This window comes from Amylibacter sp. IMCC11727 (assembly GCF_029854195.1).
In the GTDB taxonomy this organism is placed as follows: domain Bacteria; phylum Pseudomonadota; class Alphaproteobacteria; order Rhodobacterales; family Rhodobacteraceae; genus Amylibacter.
In genome coordinates, this window is the sequence record NZ_CP122960.1 from 2,923,954 (window position 1) to 2,940,925 (window position 16,972).

At 54.6% G+C, this 16,972-nt stretch carries 14 protein-coding genes; 7 read left to right on the top strand and 7 right to left on the bottom strand.

The window, feature by feature from the left end:
* The first annotated feature begins 77 nt into the window (after positions 1-77).
* Entirely contained in the window at positions 78-1,475 is a 1,398-nt protein-coding gene (locus tag QBD29_RS14720; protein ID WP_280098840.1) for a selenium-binding protein SBP56-related protein, read from the top strand.
* 81 nt (positions 1,476-1,556) lie between these two features.
* Positions 1,557-2,147, top strand: coding sequence for a hypothetical protein (locus tag QBD29_RS14725; RefSeq protein ID WP_280098841.1), 591 nt, complete (start codon positions 1,557-1,559; stop codon positions 2,145-2,147).
* Between the two features lie 52 nt (positions 2,148-2,199).
* Here QBD29_RS14725 and QBD29_RS14730 read toward each other — a convergent pair whose 3' ends face one another.
* A complete protein-coding gene (locus QBD29_RS14730) occupies positions 2,200-4,464 on the bottom strand; it encodes an adenosylcobalamin-dependent ribonucleoside-diphosphate reductase (RefSeq protein ID WP_280098842.1) in 2,265 nt (754 codons plus the stop codon).
* 180 nt (positions 4,465-4,644) lie between these two features.
* On the opposite strand from QBD29_RS14730, the gene QBD29_RS14735 reads away from it, so the two are divergent.
* Positions 4,645-5,085 carry a DUF1489 domain-containing protein gene (locus QBD29_RS14735; RefSeq protein ID WP_280098843.1) on the top strand — a complete coding sequence of 147 codons (441 nt, stop codon included), beginning with the start codon at positions 4,645-4,647 and terminating at the stop codon, positions 5,083-5,085.
* Positions 5,086-5,201: 116 nt separating this feature from the next.
* On the opposite strand, the gene hisG is transcribed toward QBD29_RS14735, so the two are convergent.
* The 3 genes from hisG to hisS all read right to left on the bottom strand — a co-directional run bounded on the left by hisG (position 5,202) and on the right by hisS (position 8,678).
* Positions 5,202-5,909: an ATP phosphoribosyltransferase gene (gene hisG / locus QBD29_RS14740; protein WP_280098844.1), complete on the bottom strand. Its 708-nt coding sequence runs from the start codon at positions 5,907-5,909 to the stop codon at positions 5,202-5,204.
* Positions 5,906-7,012 (bottom strand): ATP phosphoribosyltransferase regulatory subunit, encoded by a 1,107-nt coding sequence (locus QBD29_RS14745; protein ID WP_280098845.1) that lies wholly within the window; start codon positions 7,010-7,012, stop codon positions 5,906-5,908. Before QBD29_RS14745 ends, hisG begins: the two co-directional genes overlap by 4 nt.
* Before the next feature lie 172 nt (positions 7,013-7,184).
* Positions 7,185-8,678 (bottom strand): histidine--tRNA ligase, encoded by a 1,494-nt coding sequence (gene hisS, locus QBD29_RS14750; protein ID WP_280098846.1) that lies wholly within the window; start codon positions 8,676-8,678, stop codon positions 7,185-7,187.
* A gap of 65 nt (positions 8,679-8,743) precedes the next feature.
* On the opposite strand from hisS, the gene QBD29_RS14755 reads away from it, so the two are divergent.
* Positions 8,744-9,028 (top strand): SlyX family protein, encoded by a 285-nt coding sequence (locus QBD29_RS14755; protein WP_280098847.1) that lies wholly within the window; start codon positions 8,744-8,746, stop codon positions 9,026-9,028.
* Between the two features lie 150 nt (positions 9,029-9,178).
* On the opposite strand, the gene QBD29_RS14760 is transcribed toward QBD29_RS14755, so the two are convergent.
* Positions 9,179-9,769: a hypothetical protein gene (locus tag QBD29_RS14760; RefSeq protein WP_280098848.1), complete on the bottom strand. Its 591-nt coding sequence runs from the start codon at positions 9,767-9,769 to the stop codon at positions 9,179-9,181.
* 248 nt (positions 9,770-10,017) lie between these two features.
* Positions 10,018-11,235 carry a bifunctional alpha/beta hydrolase/OsmC family protein gene (locus QBD29_RS14765; protein ID WP_280098849.1) on the bottom strand — a complete coding sequence of 406 codons (1,218 nt, stop codon included), beginning with the start codon at positions 11,233-11,235 and terminating at the stop codon, positions 10,018-10,020.
* A gap of 173 nt (positions 11,236-11,408) precedes the next feature.
* On the opposite strand from QBD29_RS14765, the gene QBD29_RS14770 reads away from it, so the two are divergent.
* Complete coding sequence (locus tag QBD29_RS14770; protein ID WP_280098850.1) at positions 11,409-11,696, top strand: GIY-YIG nuclease family protein; 288 nt, start codon at positions 11,409-11,411, stop codon at positions 11,694-11,696.
* A 180-nt stretch (positions 11,697-11,876) separates the two neighbouring features.
* Here QBD29_RS14770 and dnaE read toward each other — a convergent pair whose 3' ends face one another.
* Complete coding sequence (gene dnaE, locus QBD29_RS14775) at positions 11,877-15,386, bottom strand: DNA polymerase III subunit alpha (RefSeq protein WP_280098851.1); 3,510 nt, start codon at positions 15,384-15,386, stop codon at positions 11,877-11,879.
* Positions 15,387-15,466: 80 nt separating this feature from the next.
* Between dnaE and QBD29_RS14780 the strand changes: the two genes are divergently transcribed.
* Positions 15,467-16,249, top strand: coding sequence for a hypothetical protein (locus QBD29_RS14780; protein ID WP_280098852.1), 783 nt, complete (start codon positions 15,467-15,469; stop codon positions 16,247-16,249).
* A gap of 10 nt (positions 16,250-16,259) precedes the next feature.
* Positions 16,260-16,823 carry a peroxidase-related enzyme gene (locus QBD29_RS14785; protein ID WP_280098853.1) on the top strand — a complete coding sequence of 188 codons (564 nt, stop codon included), beginning with the start codon at positions 16,260-16,262 and terminating at the stop codon, positions 16,821-16,823.
* The last annotated feature ends 149 nt before the right edge of the window (positions 16,824-16,972 follow it).

Genomic DNA, 16,972 nt, shown 5'->3' on the forward strand with positions numbered 1-16,972 from the left:
AGCCCGAGCCAGCTTCACCCGATTTGCATACGGCTCATTTAATACCGCGCAAACCGCGCCTTTTCTGGGAGACTATTATGAACCTAAGACCTGATCCAACGTTCCACGCCTCGGCCAAATTGGCGATGCAAGCCCCTGTTGAAAACTACGCCTTCACCGTCATGCTCAGCCCAGATGGCAGCCAATCTGATGGCATTGCTGTGGTGGATGTGAACCCAAAATCGAAATCCTACGGTGAAATCGTCCATAAGGTCATCGTTGATTACAAAGGCGATGAATTTCACCACTTCGGCTGGAACGCCTGCTCCTCCTCGCTCTCACCGCTTACTGGCCACGCCTTCTTAGAGCGCCGCTACCTCATCGTGCCAGGCATCCGGTCTTCGCGGATTTACATCATCGACGTCAAAGACCCCCTGAAAGCCAAAGTTCACAAAGTGATCGAACCTGAAGAGGTCTTTGCCAAAACAGGATATTCCCGCCCGCACACCATCCACTGCGGTCCAGAAGGTATTTATGTCTCCACCCTTGGCGGCGGCGGCAAAGATGGCACCGATGGACCTCCGGGCATTTTCATCATGGATTGCGAAACCTTTGAAATCATCGGCCAATACGAAATGGATCGCGGCCCGCAGGACAAACACTATGATTTCTGGTGGAACCTGCCACAGGATTACATGGTCAGCAGCGAATGGGGCCTGCCGCCACAATTCGAAAACGGCGTGGTGGCCGAAGACCTCCTGTCCAACAAATACGGCCACTCGATCCACTTCTGGGACCTGCGCAAACGCAAAAACATCCAAACCATCGATCTGGGCGAGAACCACCAGATGGCACTGGAAATCCGCCCCGCCCATGACCCAACCAAATCCTACGGGTTCTGCGGTGTGGTGGTGGACACCACCAATCTGCAAGGCGCGATCTTTACATGGTGGCGCGACGATGATGGCAAATGGCAGGCCAAGAAAACCATCACCATCGACCCGCGCCCTGAAAAGCCAGAAAACCTGCCACCTCTTTTGCAAGGGTTTGAGGCCGTCCCACCACTTGTCACCGACATCGACCTCAGCCTCGATGATAAATACCTCTACGTGGCCTGCTGGGGCCTTGGCGAAATGCACCAATACGATGTGTCTGATCCCATGAACCCTGTGTTGGCAGGCAAGCTCGAAGTGGGCGGCATTGCACGGGGCACCAACCACCCCAACGGCAAACCCTTCGTCTATGGCCCGCAAATGGTCGAAGTCAGCCGCGATGGCAAACGCGTCTATTGGACAAACTCGCTCTATTCCACATGGGATGACCAGTTCTATCCAGATGACGAAGGCGGCCAAATGGTCATGGCCAACAACGACGAAAACGGCTTCCATCTGGATAAGGACTTCTACGTCGATTTCCCCAAAGGCTACCGCAGCCACCAGATCAGACTGGAAGGCGGCGACTGTTCCACAGACAGCTTCTGCTACCCGAACGTCTAAAAATTGCCTGACCTAATATCTGCGGCGGCCCTTTCGTGGGCCGTCATTTTCTCTGGCTTTTATCACGGAATCAACCCTGGCATGGGCTGGCCCCTCGCGGTCAGCGCCGCCTTGATGGAACGCAAAACCAGCGCCCTGCCCAAAGCACTTGGCATGCTCGCGCTTGGCCATTTCCTCGCCATGATCGGCATCCTTTTGCCGTTCTCTATGATGATGTTTCTGGTCCAATACGAAATCGAAATCCGCATTGGCGCTGGCATCCTCGTTATCCTGATGGGGCTCTACCTGCTGATCAACCGCCGCCACCCGAAATTCCTCGCCCGCGTTCATCCCGCACGTCTCGCACTCTGGTCGTTCTTGGCGGCTATGGCCCACGGCGCGGGCCTGATGCTCGTGCCCATTTACCTTGGCATCTGCGCCATTGCACCAGACGACACAGGCCACCGCGCCGCCGAGGCTTTGATGAACAACAATATCTCGGTCGCATTTCTGGTTGCCGCCACCCACACGCTCGCCATGACCGTTGCAGGGGGCGTCATCGCCACTATCATCTACTACTGGCTTGGCCTGAAATTCCTGTCCAAAACATGGTTCAACCTCGATATCGTCTGGGCGCTGTCCCTCGTTTTGGTTGGCGCATTTGGAATCTACACGGCCTTAAACGGGCACTGACCCGCACCTTCTTTTGGCCAAAAATATCTCGGGGTTTAAGGGGCAGCGCCCCTTAGCCACACTTCGAATGGCCACAATCCAAACAGGTCATGCAGCCCTCAACCATCTGCAACCCCATACCACCACAAGACGGACAGGATTTCCCCCGCGCCTGTGTGCCAAGATGGATCACCTCAGACGCAGGATCAGCCTTCAAATGCTGCCCCTCACCGCCAATAAAGCCAATGCGCACCATGTGTTCTTCGATCACACTACCAATGGCCGCCAACATGGACGGGATGTATTTTCCCCGCACCCATGCTCCGCCACGCGGATCAAAAACCGCCTTAAGTTCTTCCACCACAAAGGACACATCGCCCCCGCGTCGGAACACCGCTGAAATCATCCGCGTCAACGCCAGCGTCCAGGCATAATGCTCCATGTTTTTGGAATTGATAAACACCTCAAACGGGCGGCGTTGCCCATTCTGAATGATGTCGTTGATGGTGATATAAATCGCATGCTCGGATTCAGGCCACTTCATCTTATAGGTATGCCCATCCAGCGCTTCTGGCCGATCCAGCGGCTCTGCGATGTAAACCACATCCGCCCCCGTATCCACTTCTGGCGCGGTCTCAGCCGTTTCAGACACCGACAAAACCGATCCCGTCACATCGTTCGGACGATAGGTCGTACACCCCTTACACCCTTGATCCCAAGCGGCCATATAGACCTCTTTGAAATCCTCGAAAGAGATATCCTCAGGGCAATTAATCGTCTTGGAAATCGAGCTATCAATCCACTTCTGCGCCGCCGCTTGCATCCGCACATGATCAAGCGGCGCGAGCGTTTGCGCGTTCACAAAATACTCGGGCAAAGGCGCATCGCCTTTCTTTTGCCGCCACAGATCAACCGCGTAATCCACCACTTCTTCTTCAGACCGCGATCCATCGTTCTGCAACACCTTGCGCGTATAGGAATAGGCAAATACTGGCTCAATCCCACTGCTCACATTCCCAGCATAAAGCGAAATCGTTCCTGTCGGTGCAACAGACGTCAGCAAGGCATTGCGAATGCCATGTGCGGCCACCAATGCGCGGGTTTCTTCATCCATCGACGTCATACTGTCGTTGTCCAAAAACGCCTTGGCCTCGTACAAAGGAAAAGCGCCCTTCTCCTCAGCCAGCCGTGCCGATGCCCGATAGGCCGAACGGGCAATCTGCCCCATCCAACGCTCGGTGATCGCAGCCGCTTCAACGGAACCGTATCGCTCACCCACCATCAACAACGCATCGGCCAACCCTGTGACACCCAGCCCAATACGCCGCTTGGCTTTGGCCTCTGCCGCCTGTTCAGGCAGAGGAAAACGGCTCGCATCCACCACATTATCCATCATGCGCACGGCAGTCGCCACCAGCTCATCCAGTTTCGCCTCATCCAGATGCGCTCTCTGTTCAAACGCATCAGACACCAACGTGGCAAGGTTGATCGACCCCAGCAAACACGCCCCATAGGGCGGTAACGGCTGTTCCCCGCACGGGTTCGTCGCAGCAATGGTTTCGCAGTAATTCAGGTTGTTCTTCTCATTGATCCGATCAATGAAAATCACACCAGGCTCGGCAAAATCATAAGTGGACCGCATAATCTTGTTCCAAAGATCAAGCGCTTGCACGGTCTTATATACCTTGCCATCCCACTCCAAATCCCAAGACGCATCGGCCTTCACCGCATCCATAAACGGATCAGTAACCAACACAGACAAATTGAACATCCGCAACCGCGCGCTGTCTTGCTTGGCGGTGATGAAGTCCTCAATGTCAGGATGATCACAGCGCATGGTCGCCATCATGGCACCTCGCCGCGAGCCCGCAGACATGATCGTGCGGCACATGGAATCCCACACATCCATAAACGACAATGGGCCAGAGGCATCCGCCGCCACACCCTGCACAGCAGCCCCCTTGGGGCGGATGGTGGAAAAATCATACCCAATGCCACCGCCCTGCTGCATGGTCAGCGCGGCCTCTTTCAACATGTCGAAAATACCGCCCATGCTGTCTGGGATCGTGCCCATGACAAAACAGTTAAACAACGTCACCGACCGCTCTGTGCCAGCGCCCGCTAAAATCCGCCCTGCAGGCAAGAACTTAAAACCCTCCAGCGCGTCATAAAACTTTGGCTCCCACGCTTCTGGCGCCTTTTCAACAGACGCCAGCGCACGGGCCACGCGCCGCCAAGAATCCTCAACCGTTTCATCAATGGGCTGCCCTGCGGCATCCTTGAAACGATACTTCATATCCCAAATTTGCTCGGCAATAGGGGCGGAAAATGCAGACATGTGATGGCTACCTTTGGATTGAGTTTTAGCGCGGCAAGGCCGCGAAGCTAGTGCGTGATTGCGGACTCGTCAACGATTCGCGGATGGGATCACGGTTTGCCCCATGCGCGGTCTTGCGCCTTTTCTTATCAGACAGAATCGGCGTAGTATGAGATCAAACATACCACATATTGTGATCGAATGTCCAAAAGCACCTATATGAACCTCATCAAACTCTGCGTTGGCGCAGACAGCTTTGAAGATCAAGCACGCTGGATCGCCCAGCGCAAGGCCGCTGGTGGCCCCAACTATCTATCAAGCCATGTCACCCGCATGTGGCCCAAGCAAGAGGCCGAAATCCTAAAGGGGGGCTCGCTCTATTGGGTGATCAAAGGGGCAATCCAAGCCCGCCAAAAGATTGTCCGCTTGGACGAGGTCATCGGCCAAGACGGCATCCGTCGCTGCGCCATTGTCATGGAACCCGAACTGATCCGCACCAACACGGCCATCCGCCGCCCCTTCCAAGGTTGGCGTTACCTCAAACCCGAAGACGCCCCCGCCGATTTGCCAAAATCCCGCGTGAAAGACGATGCTCTGCCCAAAGACTTGGCACTGGCACTGGCGGATATTGGATTGCGATAGCCCCCCGTTTTCCAACACCAGCCCGCGCCGCACAGCCGCACTTTGGAAACTTAAAAAGCTCTAAAGGATTGGTTAACCAAACAGAGCCTTTTTCTTGGCTTAAATATCCATCCGCCTTAGCCGCGATCCCGCGACCAACCTGTTTTCGCAGCCAGTTCCGCAAAGCCAGCCTCTGCCGCCGCATCCCATTCCGCAACCTTACTTGCGTAAACCGTGGCTTCAGAACGCAGCATCAAACCATCGCTCAATATCCGCAGCCCATTGGCCCGCAGTGTATCACCCGTTGATGTGATGTCCGCAATCGCTTCGGCTGTCAGGTTCTTCACCGTGCCTTCGGTTGCCCCTTGGCTATCGACCAACTGATAATCCGCTACACCCTGCCCGCTTAAAAATTGCCGCGTCAAACCGTGATATTTCGTGGCAATACGCAATCGAAACCCGTGATCGGCGCGAAACTGTGCTGCCACCGCATCCAGATCATCCACGCTGGTCACATCAACCCAGGCATCAGGCACGGCCAGCACCAAATCCGCGCGCCCAAACCCCAGCGGCTCTACCGCGTCAACGATTGCCTCCCAGTCACCCATCTTCTCGCGCACCAAATCCGTGCCTGTGACACCCAGATGAATGCGGCCCGCGGCCAGTTCTTTGGGGATTTCTCCTGCGGACAGCAACACCAGTTCCACATCATCCATGCCCTCGACCAGCCCCGCATATTCGCGGTCCGATCCCGTGCGTTTGATGGAAATGCCTTTGTCTGCGAACCACTCAATCGTCTTGTCCTGCAAGCGGCCTTTGGATGGAATACCCAGTTTCAACATCACACGCCCCCTTCCTGCACAGACACCAAAACTTCGGGGCGGATCACGCCGCCCACTGCCGCAATGGATCGCCCTTGGCCCAGCACTTGGGTCAGCGCATCGTATCGCCCACCGCTTGCCACCACGGGCAGATCGGGGCGGTTTTCGGCGGTAAAGCCAAACACAAACCCGTCGTAATATTCCATGTTCGTGCGCCCAAAAGACACCGCAAACGGCAATTCATCCACGTTCACCCGCCGCGCCGCCAGCGCCTGCAACCGATCCTCCATCGCATCTGCAGATGCTTGCAAAGCAGGGAAAGACACCGCCATATCCCGCAACTGCGCCAGCACATCCGATGACATGCCTTTCAGCGCCAAAACAGCCTCAACCATCGCGACTTCTTCGGCAGAAATCGGGTCCGCTGCCGCGTCTTCTTGCAGTACCGCAATCCGCGCCAAAACCTCTGCCTCGGATCGCAATCCTTGCTGCGCGCTGGCCACGGCCACAACACCCTCGGCCCCAACGGCGGCCACTTCGGCCAACAACTTGGCGCGGCCTTCGGACATCTCGGTCACACCGCCATACCGTTCCAACAAGCGTACAAACCGCGTGGGCCGCCACACATGACGGCGCAGCGCCGCACGGCGCCGATCCGTGGTTTGCAACCCATCAACCGCTGCCAACAAAACGCTCATGTCCCCTGTGGACACCTTCAATCCATAAGGCGCGAGCATCCCCGCAAACAGCGAAAACACCTCTGCATCCGCTGCCGCAGGGTCCGTGCGATCAAACAGCTCGTACCCCACTTGCGTAAACTCGGTGGATCGTCCGCCCATCTGCTTGCGCCACACACTGCCGTTATAGGTATACCGCGCTGGTTCCGCTCCTTCCGCCATGTGCCGTTGCACAATCGGAACCGTGAAATCGGGCCGTAACATCTGTTCGCCCAGCATCGGATCATGGGTCACAAAGGCGCGTGCGCGAATATCCTCGCCATAGAGGTCCAACAACACATCCGCAGGCAACAGACTGTCCGTTTCCACAGGCAATGCGCCCGCCAAAACAAAGCTGTTGGCCAGCCGATCAGCCTCTTCTTTGATACGCGCACGGCGGTCGTTTTTCATCTGATCTCACCCACCACACGGCACGAATGTGCCATGCCCTCCCTCCCCCACGGGAGGGCATATTCCAACACCAACATTGAACGCCGCTGCTTCAAGTTATTCCAAACAATAGTGCCCAGACGCACCAACCTCCCGAGGTCGGGCATGTCCCATCCGCGCCTCATGACAGGTCTCATCCCTCGGCCCGCGCAATCATCGCCTTCACTTCAGCCACCAAATCCCCCCGCGCGATCTCCTTCTGCGCAGGTTGGGCCTTCCATTCCTCGGACGTTTCAATCTCGGATGCCAACCGCGCGCCCAGCGCCAGATCCTTAATCTGCACCACGCCCTTTTCTTTCTCGTCGCCGCCTTCAATCACCGCAACAGGGCTCTCGCGCTTGTCTGCATACTTCAACTGATTGCCGAAATTCTTTGGATTGCCAAGGTAGACTTCCGCACGAACCCCTGCATCCCGCAACTCAGACACCATCGCCTGATAATCGCCCATACGGTCCCGATCCATGACGGTGACAACCACCGGCCCCTTGGCCTTGGTCTCCATCCGCCCCTTCTCACGCAACGCGGCGAGCAAACGATCCACACCAATGGACACACCCGTCGCAGGCACTTCCTGCCCAGTGAACCGCTTCACCAGATCATCATAACGACCGCCGCCAGCCACAGACCCAAACTGCCGTTTGCGGCCCTTGTCGTCGAGGATTTCAAAGGTGAGTTCAGCTTCATAGACGGGGCCAGTGTAGTAGCCAAGACCACGAACAATTGAGGGGTCAATGTCGATGCGATCAGGACCATATCCTTGCGCTGACAGCAATTCGCCAATCTGCTCCAACTCGTCCACACCAGCCAAGCCAATGGCAGACTCGCCCACCAATTCACGCAACCGCGCACAGGTTTCGCCTGCCGTGTCGCGCTTGGCATCCATGAACCCCATCACAACATCCGTCGCCGCATCATCCAGCCCAGCCCCCTCAGTAAAGTCCCCGCTTGCATCCTTACGCCCAGCGCCAAGCAGCGCACGCACGCCCTCAACACCCAACCGATCCAGCTTATCAATCGCCCGCAGCACAATGCCCCGCGCGGCCTCATTTTCATCGCCAGCCAAACCAGCAACTTCCATCACCCCGTTCAAAACCTTCCGATTGTTCACCCGCACAATGTAATCCCCACGCGGAATGCCAACGGCTTCCAACGTGTCCGAAAGCATCGCACAGACCTCGGCATCCGCCGCCATGCTCGCCGTGCCTACCGTATCCGCATCACATTGATAAAACTGCCGATACCGCCCTGGCCCCGCCTTTTCATTGCGCCACACTGGCCCCATCGCATAGCGACGATAAGGCGACGGCAAATCATTGCGGTTTTGCGCATAAACCCGCGCCAAAGGCGCTGTCAGATCATAGCGCAGCGCCATCCAGGACTCATCCTCATCCTGCCACGCAAACACGCCTTCATTCGGGCGATCCACGTCTGGCAAAAACTTCCCCAGCGCCTCAACCGTTTCCACAGCGGACGATTCCAAGGGATCAAACCCATAGCGATGATAAACCTCGGAAATCTGGGCAAGCATCGCATTACGCTCATCCACTTCCGCACCGAAATAATCCCGAAACCCTTTTGGCGGCAGCGCCTTGGGTCGTTGAATTTTCTTTTTCTTATCTTTCGCCATGACGTCAGCCTTTTAACCGCAGCGCGGTGATCCTTATTGTGCTTCACCCCATACCGTGATTGGCAATGCGCGACAAGGTAACCCGCCGCGCCAAATCGAATTTCGTTGTGACATGGGGACCAAAGCGCTATCCAACGCCTATGACAGACGCAGAACACATCACCCAACTTGAAGAACGCCTCGCCCACACCACACGACAGGCCGAAGACCTATCCGAAGTGGTCGCCGATCAGGCCAAACGCATCGACATGCTGGAAAAACAGATGAAAGCGGTTCTGGAAATGGCCCGCGACACAGCGCAGGGCGAAGGGTCTGTAACGCTTGGGGATCAACCGCCGCCCCATTGGTAGGTCAGACTGGTCAGCGCCATGTCCTAACAGATGTTTAGCTCGGCTTAGCGGCAATATGCTTTACAAGGGTCAACGCCTGAATTTATAGAAGGTATTGCCTTTTTAATGCACGCAGCAACATCTGCATTGAATATTCAGAGTGCTAAGGCTTTAGAAATCCCTTAGAAGTTTGAAGAGTTCTTTCTCGTGCTCTTTCTTAATCAACCATACCCCACGAAATCGACCTTGTTTTGTAACACCGACAAGGTCACGGTCTGCCTTTCCTTTATCTACCCAAGTTTGCAGTCCAATCCTTCTGTTAGCGCGATGTAATTTCAAGGATGGGCTATAGTGTTTTTGCAAAGCTAGTTTGATTTTACGGTTTGAATTCGTCTTTTGACCATAAACGATGCCGCATCCAACAACAGTGTCTTTAATATTCAATAGTACGATCGAATTTTTTCCGTCGCGTCTCATGAGAACTTGCATCAAATTATTTTTGGAAGCTCCAACCTTCAAATATCCGCTTTTATTCAAGTATTGATTGAACGCATTGGCTTTTCTGTATCGGTTTTTACATACAGAAATTGTCGAAACCAATGCCGCACTGAAGGACGTTTGTTTCAGACTTTTAGCAGCACCAGCTCTGTCAATTTTGCTAAGGTTTTCCAAATTAGGAATAATCTTGTCGGCCGAGGCCGTGGAAAAACTAAACGAATACACAACAGCGATTAGAAGTATGTTTACGAGATAATTTCTCAAAATAAATCCCAATAATTAATGGCTAAAGTGATATGGCCATCCGCCAAGGCAAAAAAGACCGAAAGTGGACTAGTCACTTGCGAGTCTGACGTATTCAGCGCATTTGTGCAAGATCATTCCCTGTTATTCTAACAAGATCGCGTTACCTTAAACTAGGTAATATCATCAGTTGTATTCACAATTAGACACGGCAGATGGACCTGCTGGATACATGTGTTTCCATACTGCCGAGCCACTGACACACCCCCTCACCCCAATGCCGTCGTCACCTCAATCTCGCTCTCCAGCGTGCGATGCACTGGGCACTTATCCGCGATCTCCAACAACCGCGCCCGTTGGTCCTCATCTAAATCACCCTTCAACGCGATTTTCCGTTGGAATTGGTCAATTTTGCCCTCCGTTGCTTCACAATGGTCGCAGTCTTCAGCGTGAATTTTCCCGTGGATCACATCCACCGAAATATCCTCCAGCGGCCAGCCTTTGCGCCGCGCATACATCCGCACCGTCATGGACGTACAGGCCGCCAATCCAGCCGACAAAAACTGATAAGGCGTCAGGCCAAGGTTTGACCCGCCATAGGCTACAGGCTCGTCCGCCAAAACGTGATGATCCGATCCGACCGAGATATCTTGCAAAAACCCATCCGCATCCGCCTCGTCTGACCGCACCACACCATCTGGCGCGCCTTTAGCCACTTTCACCGCTGGCAGGTTCAAATACCGCCGCGCCCAGCTTGCAATCACATCGGCTGCGTATTCCGCATCCTCTGCACGGCTCAACAAATGGTCCGCGTCATCCAGCGTCACGAAACTCTTGGGATGTTTCGCCGCCCCAAAAATCTCTCCTGCGTTTTCAATCCCAACCGTCTGGTCAATCGGTGAATGCAGCACCAGCAGCGCCTTTTTCATTCCCCCAATGGCAGACCGCAGATTGTTCGCAGACACATCCTCCACAAAACTCTGCTTAATGATGAACGGTCGCCCCCCTAGGGACACTTCCGCCTCTCCTTTCTCGGCAATTTCTTCCAACGCAGAACCGAAATTATGCACCACATGCTCAGGATCAAACGGTGCGCCAATGGTGGTCACCGCTTTCACACTCTCAATGTCACCCGCCGCACGCAAAACCGCCGCACCGCCCAAAGAATGCCCAATCAACAAGGATGGCGCTTCAATTTCTGCTGCCAACGCCTCTGCTGCCAGCTTCAAATCTGCCACGTTTGACGAAAAGTTCGTATTGGCAAACTCCCCTTTGGAATGGCCAAGCCCCGTAAAATCAAACCGCAACACGGCAATCCCCATGCCTGCCAATCGCTGCGAAACCCGCCGCGCTGCAGGGATGTCCTTGGAACAGGTAAAACAATGCGCAAAAATCGCCGTCGCGTGCGGCTTGCCCGCTGGATAATCCAACCGCGCCGCCAATTCCTCGCCCGAATGCCCCGTAAAGCTCAGCTTTTCCGTTTTCATATCAAAATCTCCTTTTGCGCAAACCCAAACACCACGAAGGCAACAGTTCAAGCCCAAGGGCACAATCTCTCTCCCAAGTGACCGACCGCACATCATCCGTGATCAACTGTAACAATTGATTAACTACCCCACCTTACTGTCATCCCCCGACTTGTTCGGGGGACCCAGAAGTTATGAATTCCCACACCTACATACTCGCCAGCCGCCCTCAAGGTGCAATCTACATCGGCGTCACAAACAATCTGATCCGCCGCATTTATGAGCACAAACAGGGATTAGGGTCTGCTCACACGCTGAAATACAATATTAAAAGACTCGTTTGGTTTGAGGCATACGATGATATAACAGAAGCCATCAAACGCGAAAAGCGTCTGAAAAAATACAAACGCGAATGGAAAATCAATTTGATCGAGGCGGGCAATCCGCACTGGCAGGATTTGTGGGAAGACATCATACAATAGTTTTCGTCATCACCCGACTTGTTCGGGTGACCTCGCACCACAAGCACTAGACCCAACGGATCGAGATCACCCACATAAAGCGGGTGACGACGGTGGATTATAGCGGGTGATGCCTTTTTGTGTCATCATCACCTGACTCGTTCGGTTGACCCCGCGCCACTTGATTGTGCGCTAAGGGGATCAGAATTCCTCAACCATCTGAACACCGGGTACATGCTTCAACGCCCCTGCGATCTGCGGGTTCAGCACGTAATCCTGCTTCAGCGCGATCTCCACTTCGCCGGGCAAATCTGGGTGCATCAGAACCAAATGCACAGGGCCCCGTTGCCGCGCATTGCCCGATTTATTCGCCTCTTCCAACCGCGTGGCCACAGACCCAATCGCGTCTTCTTCGCCAATATAAACCTTTAACCCCATGGCCGCCGCATCGGCCACGGCCGCATCCACCAACTGCGCCCCGCGACACAACAACTTCAGCTGATCCGCCTCCATCGTCGCTTCAACCGTCAGCACAACATTCGTGCCCGGCACTAGAAAATCGCGAAATTTTTCGAGCGTGTCGGAAAACACCGTACATTCAAACAACCCCGTCGGGTCCGAACACTGCACAAAGGCAAATCGATTGCCCCGCGCCGATTTGCGTTCCTGCTTGGCCGAAACAGTCCCCGCCAATTTCGCCGCAAACGCACCAGAGCGCGCCTTGTTTTCCACCTCGGCCAGCGTCATCACTTTCTTACGCTTCAGCGGCCCCAAATAATCATCCAAAGGATGCCCAGACAGGTAAAACCCAATCGCCTGATGCTCCATGGCCAACCGTTCCGTGGGCAACCAATCCTCTGGCATTGGCAATCGTGGCGCAGGCAAGTCTTCCCCACTGTCGCCAAATAGCCCACCTTGGGCCGAGTTTTTCTGCTCATGGGTCGCCGCGGAATAGGCCACCAGCGCATCCACACTTTCCAAACACTTGCGTCGATTGCCATCCAGCTGATCGAACGCCCCAGATCGCGCCAGCATTTCCATTGGGCGTTTCCCGACCCGCTTCAAATCCACGCGCCGCGCCAGATCGAACAGATCGCTGAAAGTGCCACCCTCCGTACGGGCATCCACGATCAGCTTCATCGCTTCGCCGCCCACGTTTTTCAACGCGCCCAGCGCATAGTGAATCTTGTCACCCGCCACCGAAAACGTTGCCAGCGATTGGTTCACGCAGGGCGGCACGACCTCGATCTCCAACTTGCGTTTGGTCTCTTCGATAAACACGCCCAGCTTGTCAGTCAGATGAATATCACAGTTCATCACCGCGGCCATAAACTCTACAGGATGGTTCGCTTTCAACCACCCCGTTTGGTAGGACACCACCGCATAGGCCGCCGCGTGGGATTTGTTGAACCCATAGTTGGCGAATTTGTCCAACAGGTTCCAAACCTCCATCGCCTTTTTCTGATCCACACCATTTTTGCCAGCGCCTTCCAAAAACTTCGGCCGCTCCGCATCCATCGCCTCTTGGATCTTTTTACCCATCGCACGACGCAACAGGTCAGCCCCACCAAGGCTATATCCCGCCATTTCCTGCGCGATCTGCATAACCTGTTCTTGGTAAACAATAATACCCTGTGTTTCATCCAGAATATGATCAATCGTCGGGTGCAATTTATCCCGTTCCGACTGTCCGTTCTTCACCTCACAGAACTTTGGAATATTCTCCATCGGGCCCGGGCGATACAACGCTACCAGCGCGATGATATCCTCGATACAGTCGGGCTTCATCCGCCGCAGCGCATCCATCATGCCGCTCGATTCCACCTGAAACACCGCCACCGTCTTGGCGTCTGCGTACAACTTATACGTTGCCGCATCATCCAGCGGAATGGCGTTGATCTCGTTCACCGCACCCTCTGGCGGATCATACAATTGCGTCCCATCAGGCGCGATATGCAAATCCCGCCCAGCGCCGTTAATCAAATCGAGCGCGTTCTGAATAACTGTCAGCGTTTTCAGGCCGAGGAAGTCGAACTTCACCAAACCCGCCTGTTCCACCCATTTCATATTGAACTGGGTCGCTGGCATATCCGAACGCGGGTCTTGGTACAGGGGAACCAATTCATCCAGCGGTCGATCCCCAATCACAACCCCCGCCGCGTGGGTGGATGCGTTGCGCAACAATCCCTCCACCTGCTGCGCATAGGTCAGCATCCGATCCACAACTTCTTCGGACTTCGCCTCTTCGCGCAAACGCGGCTCATCCGCCAACGCTTTTTCGATGGACACAGGCTTCACACCCTCTACTGGGATCAGCTTAGACAGCCGATCCACCTGCCCATACGGCATCTGCAAAACCCGCCCGATATCGCGCACGGCGGCCTTAGACAAAAGCGCACCAAAGGTAATGATCTGCCCCACCTTATCGCGGCCATATTTCTCCTGCACATATCGGATCACTTCTTCACGGCGGTCCATGCAAAAGTCGATATCGAAGTCGGGCATGGACACCCGTTCAGGGTTCAAGAACCGCTCAAACAGCAAGGAATACCGCAAAGGATCAAGGTCAGTGATAGTTAGCGCATAGGCCACAAGACTACCCGCACCAGACCCCCGCCCGGGCCCCACAGGAATACCCTGATCCTTGCCCCACTGAATGAAATCCGCAACGATCAGAAAATACCCAGGGAATCCCATCCCCTCGATAATCCCCAGCTCGAAATCCAATCGCTCCTGATATTCTTCCACACTCACCGCATGGGGAATAACCGCCAACCGCTGCTGCAAACCCTCGTTGGCAATGCGGCGCAGTTCAGCCACCTCGTCATCCGCAAACTTTGGCAGGATTGGATCGCGCGTAGTGGCTCGAAACCCGCACCGCTGCGCAATCTCAATCGTGTTTTCCACCGCCTCGGGCAAATCGGCAAACAACTCGATCATCTGCTTTGGTGTTTTGAAATAATGCTCTGGCGTCAAACGGCGGCGCGGCTCTTGCTGATCCACATAGGCCCCGTCCGCAATACAAATCAGCGCATCATGGGCCTCGAACATTTCGGTCTTAGGGAAAAACACATCGTTGGTTGCCACCAGTGGCAAATCCATCGCATAGGCCGTTTCCACGAAAAACTGTTCTGTCGCAATCTCGGCGGGTGTCCCGCGCGTGCCTTCACTCGGATGACGCTGCAATTCCACATACAGCCGATCCGCAAACATATCCGCCATACGCATCAACAGCGCCTTTGCGGCTTCGTGCTGGCCATCCTGCACCAACTGCCCAATCGGCCCGAGCGCGCCGCCTGTCAAACAGATCAGCCCCTCCGAGTGTTTGCCCAATTCCTCCAACGTGATGTGGGGCAACTGATCGCCGCTGTCCAAAAACGCACAGGAATTCAGCTTCATCAGGTTCAGATACCCCGCTTCGTTCTGCGCCAGCAAAACAATCGCACGCGGCGCGGGCACTTTGCCCCCCACCTGCGCGGCACTGGCATAGGCCAAATCCATCTGACAGCCCACAATCGGCTGCACCCCAGCCTTGGCGGCTGTTTCCGAAAACTCTAGCGCCGAAAACAGGTTACCACTGTCCGTCACAGCCACCGCAGGCATGCCCATTTGGGCGCACATATCTGGCAATTTCTTCACCTGAATGGCCCCCTCCAATAAGGAATAGGCAGTGTGAAGGCGAAGGTGGATGAATCTGTCTTGCGTGCTCATGCGCCAACCCTATCGCAGCTTGCAATGGGGCGAAACCCGTTGCACACTGCGGCAAGCAAAAAACAAAAAAGAGCAGCAGGATGACGTGTCTTTTTACCAAGATTTATGGGGAGCGGAACACGGGCGCCATCTATCTTGAAAAGCTGGTGAATAAGAACTTCGCCACCGACATTCTGCGCGGTGATTTTGGCGTGGATAAACGTGTTTTGCGCCTTGTGCTACAACAGCACAAACCGAAACTGCGGCCCGCTGAAAACAACCGCCTACAAGACAAATACCACGAACGCATCCTCTATTCCGATTTCGGCCTCAAACACGCGGCTCCGCCCGTTGATGTAATCCGCGCCGCGCCCCATTCGGAAAACACGCTGTTCCTGCTGATCACCAAACATCCTGTGTTTTTTCTGTCATCTCTGCACAACCGCCCAGAAAACCCGCTGTGGGATCACGATGAAATGGGCTTTGACCAATTCCTCGAAACCCCGTGGCCCGTATCCGAACGCGACAATGTGGGTGACAAAACCCTCGACAGCCCGATTCACCTGTGGAACGAAAAAATGCGCGCTTATGTGACCCTGATGGGCGCCGCTGACAACGTAATTCACATCCGCTACGAAGATTTGCTCTCAGACTTTGACGATCAATTGACCCGCATCGCGGAGTATATCCCATCTATCAACAATGGCTTTGGCAACGTGCGCCGCTCAATCAAGGCCAGCGATAATATGCGCTTCGAAGATTACCAGCGCCGTTATAAATATCACAAAATCAAAGCCGACTACAAAAAACGAGACCTCGAATACATCTATCGCAAAGTGGACGACGACGTGATGGACGCACTCGGCTATCGAAAGGTGATTTAGAAAAAGCATCATGAAAAACTTGTTCCCCAGCTTGCCCGACACTCCAAATTTTAGCGACGCCTTGAAAGCGTTTCCTCGGGCCGCTGGAACAATCATGGGTTTGATCGACGAAATCATGTTGCGCGACAGCGATCTTTCCGTCGCAGAACGTGAACTTATCGCCGCTTATGTGTCGAGTTTGAATGCCTGCACCTTTTGCTACGGCTCACATAAAATCGCGGCCGAGGCCTTCGGAATCGACGATACTTTGATCGAAGCGATGGTCAGTGATCCCAAAACGGCGCCAATTCCCGCAAAGCTGAAACCGATTGTGGCTTACGTAACATGCCTCACCCAATCCCCATCAAAACTCACGGAAACCCATGCCAATGACGTCTATTCACAAGGCTGGTCTGAACAGGCGCTTTATGATGCGGTACAGGTCTGTGCGCTGTTCAACTTTATGAACCGCCTTGTTGATGGAACGGGCGTCACGTTCGATCCAACATCTCTGCCTGCCATGACAGAGTCAGAAAAAGCGGATCGCCGCAAACGCACATACTCCGACTTCGCCAAATCAATCGGCATCACGTAAGAACGCTAAAACACTCGGAAAAACCCACTTCATAAGAATTTGGTTGCCATCTCTGATTAAAATTGCTTTCCTAGACGCAGCGGCCGCCACCATGTTCTACGCCACATCGAACGTGCGGGCATAAGGCCTCGTGCAAAGTACCGTGGCGG